The 13,528-nt window shown below is 70.4% G+C and carries 9 protein-coding genes and 1 riboswitch; of the genes, 4 read left to right on the forward strand and 5 right to left on the reverse strand.

What is annotated here, in order from left to right; all coding sequences use genetic code 11:
- Positions 1 to 519 precede the first annotated feature (519 nt).
- The gene (locus G6O68_RS21350; RefSeq protein WP_165250678.1) at positions 520 to 1,371 is read right to left on the reverse strand and encodes a DUF4465 domain-containing protein; all 852 of its coding nucleotides are present in this window, start codon (positions 1,369 to 1,371) and stop codon (positions 520 to 522) included.
- Between the two features lie 146 nt (positions 1,372 to 1,517).
- Positions 1,518 to 1,671: riboswitch (cobalamin riboswitch) on the reverse strand.
- A 255-nt stretch (positions 1,672 to 1,926) separates the two neighbouring features.
- Here G6O68_RS21350 and G6O68_RS21355 point away from each other — a divergent pair.
- From G6O68_RS21355 to G6O68_RS21365, 3 genes are all read left to right on the forward strand, one after another.
- Complete coding sequence (locus tag G6O68_RS21355) at positions 1,927 to 3,201, forward strand: hypothetical protein (protein WP_206108172.1); 1,275 nt, start codon at positions 1,927 to 1,929, stop codon at positions 3,199 to 3,201.
- Between the two features lie 179 nt (positions 3,202 to 3,380).
- Complete coding sequence (locus tag G6O68_RS21360) at positions 3,381 to 4,274, forward strand: glycosyltransferase family 2 protein (protein ID WP_165250679.1); 894 nt, start codon at positions 3,381 to 3,383, stop codon at positions 4,272 to 4,274.
- Positions 4,275 to 4,545: 271 nt separating this feature from the next.
- Entirely contained in the window at positions 4,546 to 5,349 is an 804-nt protein-coding gene (locus G6O68_RS21365) for a class I SAM-dependent methyltransferase (RefSeq protein ID WP_165250680.1), read from the forward strand.
- Positions 5,350 to 5,364: 15 nt separating this feature from the next.
- On the opposite strand, the gene G6O68_RS21370 is transcribed toward G6O68_RS21365, so the two are convergent.
- The 4 genes from G6O68_RS21370 to G6O68_RS21385 all read right to left on the reverse strand — a co-directional run bounded on the left by G6O68_RS21370 (position 5,365) and on the right by G6O68_RS21385 (position 11,228).
- Positions 5,365 to 7,083 carry an ATP-binding protein gene (locus G6O68_RS21370; RefSeq protein ID WP_165250681.1) on the reverse strand — a complete coding sequence of 573 codons (1,719 nt, stop codon included), beginning with the start codon at positions 7,081 to 7,083 and terminating at the stop codon, positions 5,365 to 5,367.
- 115 nt (positions 7,084 to 7,198) lie between these two features.
- Entirely contained in the window at positions 7,199 to 8,311 is a 1,113-nt protein-coding gene (locus G6O68_RS21375) for an MlaD family protein (protein WP_165250682.1), read from the reverse strand.
- A gap of 680 nt (positions 8,312 to 8,991) precedes the next feature.
- A complete protein-coding gene (locus G6O68_RS21380; RefSeq protein ID WP_165250683.1) occupies positions 8,992 to 10,515 on the reverse strand; it encodes an RNA polymerase sigma factor in 1,524 nt (507 codons plus the stop codon).
- A 128-nt stretch (positions 10,516 to 10,643) separates the two neighbouring features.
- Entirely contained in the window at positions 10,644 to 11,228 is a 585-nt protein-coding gene (locus G6O68_RS21385) for a hypothetical protein (protein ID WP_165250684.1), read from the reverse strand.
- Positions 11,229 to 11,521: 293 nt separating this feature from the next.
- On the opposite strand from G6O68_RS21385, the gene G6O68_RS21390 reads away from it, so the two are divergent.
- Positions 11,522 to 13,480: an Nramp family divalent metal transporter gene (locus tag G6O68_RS21390; RefSeq protein WP_165250685.1), complete on the forward strand. Its 1,959-nt coding sequence runs from the start codon at positions 11,522 to 11,524 to the stop codon at positions 13,478 to 13,480.
- Positions 13,481 to 13,528 lie beyond the last annotated feature (48 nt).

Here is a 13,528-nt window from a genome sequence, read left to right on the forward strand (position 1 = left end):
GTCGTCGGGCCGAGCATGTAACAAACGTCCTTCCCCCTGGCGGGGCAAGGTTGCCCGCAAGGCCGGATGAGGGGGGGACGAGCCCGAAAACCCCTGGAGAATCAGCCGGGCCGGCCGTCGATGACGCCGGACGGACCCCTCACCCCGACGCCCGCCCCAAGGGCCGCGTGCCGGGGCCGCCGTGAAGAGGAATTGATATCCAAATCCCTTCCCCCCTGGCGCGGGAAGGGCCGCGCAGCGGTCGATGAGAGGGAGGACGGGCACGAAAGCCGTCGGCGATCCGGCGGGTCAACCCGGGCCGTCGGCCGTGCGGGCGGGGCTGCGAACTCCACAACTCCCCGCGCGCCTCACCCCCTCATCTGACCGCTTCGCGGTCTGTCTTCCCCCGCGAGGGGGGAAGTCCGTTGAGTCGCCGTCGCCTCTTGATGCGTCCGCCTTGATGGTCCCCCTCATCCGGCCTTCGGCCACCTTCCCCCACCGAGGGGGGGAACGGAAGAGGTCCGAATCCCGACGGCCGCTTCAGGAGTTCGTCCCGCGACGTCGGCCGAGGGCCGCTGCGCCGGCGAGGCCCAGGCCCATCAGGGCCCACGAGGCGGGCTCGGGGACGGCGGCGCCGGGGGCGAAGGTGGTCAGGTTGTCGACGGCGGCGGTGAGCGGGGTGCGGGCCTCGCCGTCGGGGCCGACGTCGGTGGACTCGAAGTTGAAGCGGAGGGTCCGGGCGTCCGAGCCCAGCGAGGTCAGGTCGACCGTCGTCCAGTCGTCGAGGGCGTACCAGTCGAGCGGGTCTGCGGCGGTGTAGTCGGCCAGGGTGACGAGGACCGAGCCGATCAGGGAGCCCGAGGCGTCCAGGCCCTCGATCGCCAGCCGGAAGAAGTCGCCGGCGCCGAAGGCCCGGGCCCAGCCGTCGCCCTGCGTGATCGCCTGGTAGGCGTAGAGGGTGTTGGTCACGTCGATCGAGTAGGCGGACTGGCCGTCGGCCAGGGCGATCTCCGCGTAGTTCGTGCGGTAGACGCTCTCGGGCGAGTAGGCGACGGCGTAGTTCGCCGAACCCCCCGCGCCGGAACCCGGGACCGCCAAGTACTGGTTCAGGAAGTCCAGGTCGGGCTGATTGCTCAGCGGCTGGGTCTGGTTCGAGAGGGCCCAGCCGTCCCAGTAGGAGCCGAAGGTGCCGTCGAAGTAATTGTTGAATGCGTTGCCGTCGATGTCGAAGCTGCCGGAGGGGCCGGCGTCGTTCACGGCGCTCTCGGGCGCGGCCAGGCCGGGGAGGCCCTCGAAGGTCGTCTTCTTATAGACGTCGGCCGCGAGGGCGGGTGCCGAGGTGAAGGCCAGCGATAGGGAGAGGGCGAGCGTCGAGGCGGCGGCGAGGCGCATGGGGAGACTCCGAGGAGAAGACGCGCGGGAGGTCGCCGCGCGGGGATGGCGGGCCGTCGTCACCGGTGGGCGGCCGGGGGCGGATCGCCCGCGTGCACGCCCGGCCGGATGCTCGCGGCCGAAGCATCCCAGGCAATGGGGTCTCGACGGGCAGGTCTTCTGGCTCACGGCCTGGCGACGAGCGGCCTTCCCACCTCGCGGCAGTGGCCCTGCGGCTCGCGCTTCCGGCCGTTCACAGCGGCGGCCCCGCGCCGGATTCGCACCGGCTTCCCTATTCTCCCCGCTCCGGGGCCGACCCGAGGCCGGCCCGCCGGGGCTCCCGTCGGACGGGCCGATTAGATCATCGGGGCGGCCTGGGCGTCAAGCGCCGCATTAGGCGTGTCGTCGGCCGGGCGGCGATTGGACTTGAGTCGTTTTTCGAGGTCTGCTAGGTTTCCGGTCGATTGATCGCGCCGGGGGGCGTCGGGTCCATCGGCGTCGCGGCCGAAGCCCGGGCCGATCCCAGCCGTCGCGAGCCGACCGGATCCGCCCCAACCGGCAAGGAGGCCTCGTGGCATGGATCGCCGCACCGCGCTGCTGCACCTGACGACGATGCTCGGCGCCCTCGCGCCGACGAGGCTCCGGGCCCAGGAGGAGCGGCGTCGGACGCCGAAGTCCCGGCCTCGCGAAGACCTGGAATTCCGCCCCGTCGGCGCCCCGGCCGAGGCCGAGCCCCAGTCTGATGCCGGCGACCCCCTGGACGCCGCCGGGCAGCCTCCGGCCGGGTTCGTCAACGAGCCGGGCTTCCAGTGGCGGCGCTACCCGATCTCGCGCTACACCCAGGTCGCCGCCGAGCAGAAGTCGCCCCAGAAGGCGATCCTGGACTGGATCTTCCGACGCACCGGGACGGCCGACTGGCACGGCGAGAAGACCGCCGTGCTCTCGGCGAGCAAGACCGAGGTGCGGGCCTACAACAGCCCCGAGATCCTCGACCAGGTGGACGAGGTCGTCGAGCGGTTCACCGACTCGATCGAGGACGTCCTGTCGCTGCACATCCAGGTCGTCGCGGCGGTGGACACCCGCTGGCGGCATACGGTCTACTGGCGGCTTGAGCCGGTCGGCGGCGGTCCCCAGGGCCAGCAGATCTGGACCCTCCGCATGGATGACGCGGCGCTGGTCCTCTCCCAGATGCAGATGCAGCAGGGCTTCCGCCGCCTGGTCGACCAGCGGGTGGAGGTCGTCAACGGCCAGACCCTGACGATCCGCACGTTCGAGCCCCGGACCTATTCCGGCGGCATCCAGCGCGAGAGCGCGGCGGGGACCGGATTCCAGCCCAAGACCGACAAGCTGGAGGAATCCATCGTCCTGCGGCTCAGCCCCCTGCTGACCTACGACGGCGACGCCGTGGACGCGGCGGTCGACCTGACGGTCAACTCGGTGCAGGCCTTCCAGCGGACCAAGATCATCGCCCCCCGGGAGGTCGGCTCCAGCGAGATGTCGATCGACGTGCCGGTCGCCTACCAGACCCGGCTCGATCAGACGATCAAGACCTGGCCGCTGGGGCAGACCCTGCTCCTGAGCGGCGGCATCCACCCCGGCGTCATCGACAAGAAGGGGGGATGGCTGGGCACGCCGCTGGGCGCCCCCAGCAGCACCGAGGTCCTGGTCTTCCTGGACGCCGAGGTCGCCAGCCGCGCCAAGGGCCGCGCCCGCGCCGTCGCCCCCGACGTGGCCCAGGCCCCGGACGACCGCGACGACGAGCCGGCGCCGGCTCCCGCGCCCCGGGCCGCCGCCCGCAAGCCGGGCGGCCGCGCAGTCCGCGGCCCCGACCTCGACTACGAGGAACCCTGACCCGACCGACGCCCCGGCTACCGACTTCCCTTGTCTCCGACCGTCGGCGTATCATTTTATGAACGCCGGACCACCCCCAGCGACGTGACGGCCCGCGGCGGCGCCCCACCGGGCCCCGGGCGGCGAGGAGCGCCTCCCGAGCCGACCGCGGCGGATTCGACCCCAGGAGGTTCACCATCATGACGTTCGACCCCGCGCTCTCGACCCGGCCCGGCCTGCACGACCACGACGACCCCGACTCGCACGACCCGGGCGAGCCGAACTTCATCATCGACGAGGAGCGCCGGGACTGGCTGCTCAAGAACCTCGGCGAGTCGTTCTGCCGCAAGATCGGCGTCTACCCCATCCCCCCCGACTTCGTCCTCTCGGTGGTCATCCCGGTCTACAACGAGGCCAGGACGATCCACGAGATCCTCCGCCGCGTCCGCGCCGTCCCCATCCGCAAGCAGATCATCCTCGTCGACGACTGCTCCAAGGACGGCACCGCCGACGTCCTCCGCAAACTCGCCGAGACCGACGACGACCTGACCATCGCCTTCCACGAGGTCAACCGGGGCAAGGGCGCCGCACTCCGCACCGGCTTCAAGCACGCCACCGGCGACGTCGTGATCGTCCAGGACGCCGACCTCGAATACGAGCCCGAGCAGTATCCCGAGCTGCTCCAGCCGATCATCGAGGGCCGCGCCGACGTCGTCTTCGGCTCCCGGTTCGTCGGCGAGACCCACCGCGTGCTCTACTTCTGGCACTCGGTCGGCAACAAGGTCCTCACCCTCCTGTCGAACATGTTCACGAACCTGAACCTGACCGACATGGAGGTGTGCTACAAGCTCTTCAAGCGCGAGATCATCCAGAACATCCCCCTGAAGAGCGACCGCTTCGGCTTCGAGCCCGAGGTCACCGCCAAGGTAGCCCGGTTCCGCATGAAGGACGAGAACGGCGGCGACCGCGCCTGCCGGATCTACGAGATCCCCGTCTCCTACCACGGCCGGACCTACCGCGAAGGGAAGAAGATCGGGGTCAAGGACGGCTTCCAGGCCCTTTACTGCATCGTCCGCTACGCCTTCGGCGACTGAGCGACGGCCGACGTTCCGACGCCTTCCCCCCTGGCGGGGGAAGGCAGACCCCGCAGGGGTCGGATGAGGGGGGGACGCTCGCGGGGAGTTGCGGATTTCGTAGCCCCGCCCGCATGCCCCACGGCCTCGGAAGGCCCGCTGGAACTCCGAGAGTCGTCTCGCTCGCCCCCCCCTCATCCGGCCCTTCGGGCCACCTTCCCCCGCCAGGGGGGAAGGGCGTGAAATCGATCGAGCAACCACGTTTCGCGACCGTCTCCGAGCGACACACACCATGACGAACTCGACCGGACGACTCCTGACGGCGGCCCTCTGCGCCGTCGCCCTCCTTACCTCTCCCGCCGCGAGGGCCCAGCAGCCCGCCCCGGAGTCGTCCGGCGAGGCCAAGGCGAAACCGAAGGCCGCGCCCCGCGACCGGCCCGGCTTCTACATGGGGCGTCGGATCGCCGACGTCATGTCGTGGCAGGGCTCGGAGTGGCTCTACCGCGAGACCCGCATCGAGGAAGAGCAGCCCGAGGCGATGCTCGACGCGCTCGAGATCGCCCCCGGCATGACCGTGGCCGACGTCGGCGCCGGCGTGGGCTATCACAGCCTTCGCCTGGCCCGCCGCGTCGGCGAGAAAGGCGTGGTCCTGGCGACCGACGTCCAGCCCGAGATGCTGAGGATGCTCCGCGACAACGCCCGCGCCGCCGGCGCCCGCAACGTCCGCCCCCTGCTCGCCACCCAGCGCGACACCAAGCTCCCCGCCGGCGAGGTCGACCTGATCTTGATGGTCGACGTCTACCACGAGTGCTCCGACCCGGAGACCTTGCTCGACGGCCTCCACGCCGCGCTCAAGCCCGGCGGCCGGCTCGTCCTGGTCGAGTTCCGAGGCGAGGATCCCGAGGTCCCCATCAAGCCCGAGCACAAGATGACGCTCGAACAGGCTCGCCGGGAGGTGGAACCCCGCGGCTTCGCCTTCAAGACGTCGCACGAGTTCCTCCCCTGGCAGCACGTCATCGTCTTCGAGAAGCTCAAGGCCCTGCCCGCGCCCGAGCCCGCGGCGGGATCGGACGCCGAGCCCAGGCCCGCCCCGTGAGCGGCGGCGGCCGGCTCACTCTTCGGGGGGGCCGGGGGGGGGCTCGCCCTCGTCGGCGTGCTCCCTGGGCTCGGGTCGGCGGAGGGCCGGCAGCTCGATCGTGAAGGTGGAGCCCTGCCCCAGCCGGGTGGAGACGTGGATCGCGCCGCCGTGCTCGCGGACGATCTTCTGGGAGACGGGGAGGCCCAGGCCGGTCCCGCGCGACCCCTTGCTGCTGGCGAAGATCTGGAAGATGCCCGGGACGTCGGATTCCTCCAGGCCCCGGCCGGTGTCCTTCACGCGGATGCGGACGAGGCCGGCGTCGGCGTCGTGCTCGATCGAGACGGTGACGCAGGCGTTCGTCGATCCCTCGGCGGCGTCGATGGCGTTGGTGACGACGTTCAAGACGGCGCGGTGGATCCCGTCCGAGTCGACCCAGACCTTGGGGAGGCCTTCGCAGGGGCTCCACTCCAGCTTGACCTCGAACTCGTCGGCGCGGGACTGCATCAGCTCGACCACGTCGCCGACGGTCTCGTTCAGGTCGGTCGGCTCCAGGGCCGGCTCGCGGTCCTTGGAGAACGAGAGCATGTCCATGACGAGGTTGTAGATCTTGGTCTGGTTCTTGTCGACGATCGTCCAGCCCCGACGGACGATCGACTCGTCCTTCTCGTTGAGGCCCAGGTCGATCAGGTAGCTGCCGCCCCGGACCCCCTGGAGGATGTTCTTGATGTGGTGCGAGAGCGTGGCGATCGTCTGCCCCACGGCGGCGAGCCGCTCGGCCTGGATCTTGTCGTTGTAGAACGTGGTGTTCTCGATCGCCAGGCCGGCCTGGTGGCCGATCGCCACCATCAGCATCAGGTGGTCCTGCGAGAATTTGCCGTTGCGCCCGGGCTTGCCCAGGGGGATGAGGGCGGAGCCGTCGGCCTGGATGTCGGCGTAGAGGACGCCGAGGGTGGTGTGGCGGCCCTGGACGGGGACGCAGATGGCCTCGCGGATGCGCAGGTCGAGGATCGACTCGGCGGGGCCGAACCGGGTGTCGCCGGGGGCGTCGGTGGTGATGACCCCCTGGCCCTGTTCGAGGACGTAGTCGGTGATCGTGCTGGAGATGGTCATCCGCTCGTCGGCGTCGACGGTGGACCGCCAGCGGACCGCCTTGGGGACGAGGACGCCGGACTCGTCGCGCAGGAGGATCGCGCCGCGGTCGGCGCCGATGGACTCGAAGACGAGTTCGAGCACCTGGGGCAGGAGCGAGTCGACGTCGAGGATGTGGCTGACGGCCTGGGTGGCCCGGTACATGACCGACAGGCTCATCAGCCGTTCGCGGAGCCAGCCGGCGGCCCCGTCGGGCTGCTGGAGGACGCGCGAGCCCTCGTCGGAGGGGATGCTCCGGAGGATGGCCGAGCGGTCCTCGGGGCTGCTCTTGGCGAGCAGGTCCACCCGCGCCGTCAGGTCGCGGCGGGCGCCGAGCGGCCCCTCGTTGTAGAGCATCACGGTCTGGCCGAGTTGGAGCCGGTCGCCGGTGCGCAGCGAGGCCTGGTCGACGAGGTGGCCGTTGACGTACGTCCCGTTGGCCGAGCCCAGGTCGAAGACCCGATAGAGGTCGTCGTCCAGCCGGATCTCGGCGTGCCGGCGCGAGACTTCGGTGTCGTGGAGCCGCACGGCGTTCGAATTGTCGCGTCCCAGGGAGACGGGGCTCGCCTGGAACTCGAATCGCTTGCCCTGATCGGCCCCTTGGATGACGAACAAGGAGGCCACGGGGATCGATCTCCTCGGCTCGGCGCGCGGGATGCTTACCGGGACGTCCGGTGCACGTCACCCTACCGCATGGCGCGCGCGTCGTCAACGGAGCGAGACGCCCGCCGGCCGCGGGTCAGGCCTGGGGGGTGAACAGGATGATCTCGACCCGCCGCGCCGGCGCCGGGTCGACGTTCTCGGCCAGCCTCGGGGCCTGGCCGCCGAAGCCCACGGCGGCCACCTTCCGCTTGCGGAACCAGCCGGCCGAGCCGATGCCGTGCTGGTCCACCAGGTACTTGCGGACGGCGTCCGCCTGCTCCTGGGTCAGCGTCTCGGCCAGGTCCGGGTCGAGCTGGGGGTCGGTGAAGGCGGCGATGACCACCTCGGACTTCTGCCGGCTGGTCTTCTGGAACCACCGAGCCACCTCGTCGAGGCGGGTCTTGCCCACGGGCGTCAGGGCCGCGCGACCGGGCTCGAACAGCTCCTCGGCCCGGAGCGACCGGCTCTCGCGCGCCGACCCGGGGCGATACAGGACGCGGTCGCGTTCGTAATACGCCCGCGACTCGAAGTACCGCGAGATCGGCCAGGTCTGCTTGATCGCCATGAGGTCGTCGTCGAGCGTCTCGACGGCCTTCTCGCCACGTTTCGTCAGGGCGACGAGGTTGTCGTAGACCGAGTCGTCCCGGATCAGCTTGCCCAGGCTCCCCTTGCCGTCGCGGACGTCGCTCGCCAGGGCGGCGAGGTGCTCCAGCCCACTCCGGGCCTCCTTCGCGGTGGCGTCGAACTTCCTGAGCGACTCGCCCGCCTGGCGCATCAGGTCGGCGAGGTCGGTCGGCTCCTCGGACCGGATCAACGAGCCCTCGACGGCGGCCGGGGCGTCGGGCTCGCCGGGTTTGAGGTCGACCACGCGGGCCCCGATCATCCCCTCGACGGCGATCCGCGCGGTGGTGTCCTCGCGGACGAGCCGGTGCAGGGTCTCGTCGATCCGCAGCACCAGCTCCACCGGGTCCCCGGGCTTCGAAGGCGGGACGACCTTCTCGACGACGCCGGCGTCGATCCCCTGGAAGCGGACCCGGTGGCCGGGCTCGACCCCGACGACACTGGGGAACTTCGCGCGGACGTGGAACGTCGGCTGGACCTGCCAACGACGGTTCGCGACCTGCACCAGGCCGAACCCCGCGACCGCCAGCACCAGCGCCGCGAACGCGAGGTTCGCCAGCAGCCGCCACCGCCCCATAGACTGCGCCATCCCGCACCGCCCCTCGCCCGTCGGCCTGGGAGTCGACCCGCCCGCCCCGTTGTAGGTAAAGGGACCGGATCCATCATTCGCCTCGTCGGGATTCCTGACAAGTCGCGAAGCGGGGCGACCGCTCGGCTGGCGTGAATGGAGGTCGACGCTCGGACCACCGGGAAGGGGTCGAACCTCCGAATCGACGGTCGGGCCTGCGACGGCCCGGGGATCGGCTTCGATTGGGTTCGATTGCGCGCGGTGTTTGGTCGGCTCATGCGATCTAAATTCATGTCTTGAAAAGACTTGGGTTCGCACACCGAATTGGCTTCGTTCGGCGCGCTTTCCACGTAGCCGAGCCGACGCCGTCGGGATGCGGAAAGCGATCTTCGGGTGCCACGGCGAGCCGAGCTCGGCGTCGGCAAGCCTGGCCCGCGCGAGATGCCCCCAGGTTGATCATGGTCCCGGATCACGGATCTCGCGAAATTTAGGCCACCCCTCACTCGACACCACCGAGTCGCGCCGGAAAGCCCTCAGACACCCCGGAGTCGGAGAACCCGTGGACAGGCCGAGGATTTCGGCGACGGCTTCAGGACCGGCCCGACGCCGATTCACGGGTTCTCCGAACCCGTGGCACCCGGCGAAGGAGTCCGATCGAGGGGCTGGTCCGGACGGGCTGCCCGCACCACGAGAGAGCCTCGTCACTTCGCAGCCGGTTCGCCCGTCTGCGCGTCGCGGAACCGGCGAAGGCTCGTGAGGAGGGCCTCGATCTGCTCATGGCCGACGGGCGTGTGGCAGACGGTCAAGGTGTCGACCTCGGGGCCCGACACGATGTAAATGGTGCCCTGGTCGGTCGGCTGCCAGAATCGCGGATGGATCGTGGAGGTGATCATTTCGATCAGGGCCTGTCGATCCAAACGGTCGGGTCGGCCGGGGGCGTCGTCCGGCGATCTCAGCAGGTCGCCGACTGCGAAAGTCTTGCGGAAGCACATGCCCGACACCCCGGACGCGGCGGCATGCCTTTCCGAGAATCGGCGGAGTCCCATGAGCAAGGCCGACACCCGCTCGTGCACCTCGGGCTCGGCTCGGATGATGAGGCTGATGCTCAGGAAGAAGGGGGTGATGTTGCGGACGCTTCCATCGACGGCCTTCCAATGGTCCGGCTCGATCGAGCTCGTTATCAGCTCGATGATCGGGGACATATCGACCTGAGGTCGACTCACTGGGGGCTCGCTCGGATCGGCGGTGTGCACCAGCACGGGGGGCATGCTGGGATCGGGGAAGAGTAGGTCCCCGACGTAATAGTGAGTTGTCGTCTGCGCGGCCTTCGACCTGGGCCTCGGGGCGGGCGTCTCCTGAGTCGTCGGACTCTCGTCCTGCCCCTGCGCCAGCACCCCGATCCCCGTTGCGAGAATCCCGGCCGTCAGCAGGCCCAACGCGGTCGTCTTGAACTTGGTCATCAACATTCCTCCTTGAACTTCCTGGGATAACGCGGCCGCTTCGGCCGAGACGAGGGCCGTCCACGAGGCGCGGCCGGTGAGGCTCGCGGCCCTGAGGAGCGGTGCGAGGCGGGACGCCGGGAATGTCGCCGACGCGGCTTCTCGGCACAGGCTCACGAGCGCGCCGGCCGAGAGGGCGACGCCCCGGCGGGCGAGTCGCTTCGCGAGCATCGCGCGGGCCCGGCAGAGGCGGCCCGAGACCGTGCCGATCGGCCAGCCGAGATGTTCGGCCGCCTCGGCGTAGGACCGGCCTTCCAGGTCGCACAGGACGATCGGCGTCCGGTACTTCTCGGGCAGGCCGGCGAGCGCCCGGTCGAGCGATTCGGCGAGGTCGTCGCCCGGCTCGCGGGGCGTCTCCGAGGGCTCCGGCGCGTGGCGGCCGGAGGCCTCGCGCGCCTGGCGTCGGGCCCGATTCGCCCTCGCCTTCAGTGCGGTCTGAAGGGCCACGCCGTGGAGCCACGCGCCGAGCCTGTCGGCCGGCGCGACCGAGCCCGCCCGCCGGGCCAGGACGAGGAAGGTCGCCTGGAAGGCGTCTTCGGCGTCGTGGTGGTCCCGGAGGATCCGCCGGCAGACGCCCCAGACCATCGGGCCGTGGCGGTCGACGATCGCCCCGAAGACCGCCTCGTCGCGGCGGGCGACGAAGCGATCCAGGAGCTGGCCGTCGGACAATCGGCCGGTGGCGCCGACTTCGAGAAGGTCCTGCAGGCCGTGGACTGTTCCGATCATCCTGCCGCGTTTCCCCGAGTTCCGTCCCGTCGTTCCCTCCGCCTCATCCAGGATTTACCGGCTTGGGGCGGGTTTGCTACGGGATTTCCCCGGACGTCCGGAGAAAGCGGCGCGGCGGGGAGTCGCGATCAGGGCACCGGGTAGACCGGAGCGGGGTAGTAGTTCATCGGGGCGTAGCCGTGCCAGTAGCCCGAGTAGTAGTTGGTCCCGTAGGGGCCCAGGCCGTAGGCCTGGCCGTAGGTCTGGTAACGGGATTCGGGGGTGTAGGCCGGGATGCCGCCCTCGGGGGCGAGGTTCAGGTCGGCCAGGTTGCCGCGCGGCAGGGCCCGGCGGAACGGGGCCGGGGGTCGGCTGTAGCCTCGGGCGTAGGTCCGGGTCGGCTTCCGATTCGCACCGACGGCGGCGGGCGCGTCCTTGGCCTCGGGGGCGAGGGCCGCGGCGGGGTCGACGGCGCCGGCGTGCGCGGCGTTGGTCGCATCGATCGTCGCCGCCTCGATGTGGGATTCCGGGACGCCCGGGACGACCGGCACCGTGAAGAAGGTCCCGAAGCGGGACTCGATCACGCCCGGATAAGGGTAGTAGAGCGAGGGCGCCTGGACGTAGGCCCCGCCGAAGCCGCCGTAAGCGGCCGGCTCGCCCACGTCCTGGGCCGAAGCCGAGGCCGCCGCGATCGTCGCCAGGCACGCCGTCACGCCGAGCAAATTCCGCCTCATCGCTGGACACTCCTGATGCAGGTGCGAGGCTCGCGCCCGCCGCGTCGCCTTCGCGGTCGGGCCGCCTACCTCTTCTAGAGTAATGCGTCCCCGGCGCGGGCGCGCGGCGAATCCGGGCGGAATCGCAAGTCCGGCCGATTTTTGGTTTCCCTAAAAATCGGTTTCGCCGATTTCCGATCTCCCCTTGTAAGTCGCCGAAACGAAAGTTACATAGGTGAGATAAGATTCAGGTCCAAGCAAGAACGGCGCCGCTCCCCCTGGGGGCGTGGACGCCGACGGGAAGCGAGGGTGGCATGGCCGTGGTCGAGGAGACGGGGTCGGATCGGCGGTCGCTGGAGGAGGTCCACGGCTCGGTCGACGTGCCGACGGGGGGCGGTCGGTTCGGCCGGTTCCGGCGGATGTTCTCGTTCATGGGGCCGGCGTATCTGGTGAGCGTCGGCTACATGGACCCGGGGAACTGGGCGACCGACCTGGAGGGCGGGGCGCGGTTCGGCTACGCCCTGCTCTGGGTCCTCTTGATGTCGAACGTCATGGCGCTCTTGCTCCAGACGCTGGCGGCGAGGCTGGGGGTGGTGACGCGGCACGACCTGGCGCAGGCCTGCCGGGCCGAGTATTCGCCTTGGGTCAACGCGGTCCTCTGGTTCCTGGCCGAGATCGCCATCGCGGCGACCGACCTGGCCGAGATCCTGGGGACGGTCATCGCGCTGAAGCTCCTGTTCGGCATGCCGATGCTCCTGGGCTGCGTGATCACGGCCTTCGACACGTTCCTCCTGCTGTACCTCCAGCGCTGGGGGATGCGGACCATGGAGGCGATGATCCTGGCGTTGGTGGCGACGATCGGCGCCTGCTTCCTGATCCAGGTGTTCATGGCCCGGCCCGAGCTGGGGGCGATGGCGGCCGGGCTGAGGCCGTCGCTGCCGCCGGGCTCGCTGTTCGTGGCGATCGGCATCCTGGGGGCGACGGTCATGCCCCACAACCTGTACCTGCACTCGTCGCTGGTGCAGACGCGTCGGATCGGGGCCGACAGGGCGAGCAAGGCGACGGCCTGCCGGTTCTACCTGTTCGACTCGGCGATCGCCCTGAACGCGGCCTTCTTCGTGAACGCGGCGATCCTGGTCCTGAGCGCGGCGGTCTTCCACGCCAGCGGTCGCGAGGTGGCGACGATCGAGGAGGCCCACAAGCTGCTTCCGGAATTCCTGGGGGCGGCGGCGCCGATCCTCTTCGGGGTGGCCCTCCTGTGCGCCGGGCAGAGTTCGACGCTGACGGGGACGCTCGCCGGCCAGATCGTGATGGAGGGCTACCTGCACATCCGGATCGCCCCGTGGCTCCGGCGGCTGATCACGCGGTTGATCGCCCTGATCCCGGCGGTAGTGGTGATCGCCCTGGCGGGGGAGGAGTCGACGCAGGGGCTCCTGGTGCTCAGCCAGGTGATCCTCAGCCTGCAGCTCTCGTTCGCGGTGATCCCGCTGATCCACTTCACCTCGAACCGGCGGAACATGGGGGCGTTCGCGACCCCCGGGTGGGGCCAGATCCTGGCCTGGGCGATCGCGGGGGTCATCGTGGCCCTGAACGGCTACCTCGTCTTCGACCAGATCGTGGAGTGGACGGCGGCGGCGGCGGAGTCGGGCGTGTACCTGGGGCCGATCCCGCTGGCCTGGCCCGTCGCAGCGGGCCTCTGGGGGGTGGCCGGCGGCGTGACGACGCTCCTGGGCTGGGTGCTCATCAAGCCGATCGTGCAACCTTCGCCGACGTGGACCCCGCCGACCCGCGCGGAGATGGACTGGGCGGTGGCCCTCCGGCCGCGCTCGCTGGGGCGGATCGGCGTGGCCCTGGAGCACACGGCGGCCGACGTCGAGATCCTCAACCGGGCGATCAGCCTGGCCCAGACCCAGGGCCGCGGCGGGGAGCTGGTGCTGCTGCATGTGGTCGATTCCCCGCTCTCGGCCCTGCATGGGCCGATGACGGCCGACCTGGAGAGCGGGGCCGACGCCGAGTACCTGGAGAGCCTGGTCCGGGTCCTGACCGAGAAGGGCTACCGCGCGACCCCCGCCCTGCTCTACGGGCCGAACCCGGCCCGGAGCCTCATCGAGCACCTTCGCGAGCGCCCGGTGGACATCCTGGTGGTGGGCTCGCACGGCCACGGCTGGGTCCGCGACCTCCTCTACGGCGAGACCGTGGACCGCGTCCGCCACGGCCTGGACGTCCCCATGCTCATCGCCCGCCACGACCCGCACGCCTCGCAGGACGCCTGACACGCCCCCGCCGCGGGGGGATTTCGGGGGAAACGGCCGGAATCATTG

The sequence above is a fragment of the Paludisphaera soli genome (genome assembly GCF_011064595.1).
In the GTDB taxonomy this organism is placed as follows: domain Bacteria; phylum Planctomycetota; class Planctomycetia; order Isosphaerales; family Isosphaeraceae; genus Paludisphaera; species Paludisphaera soli.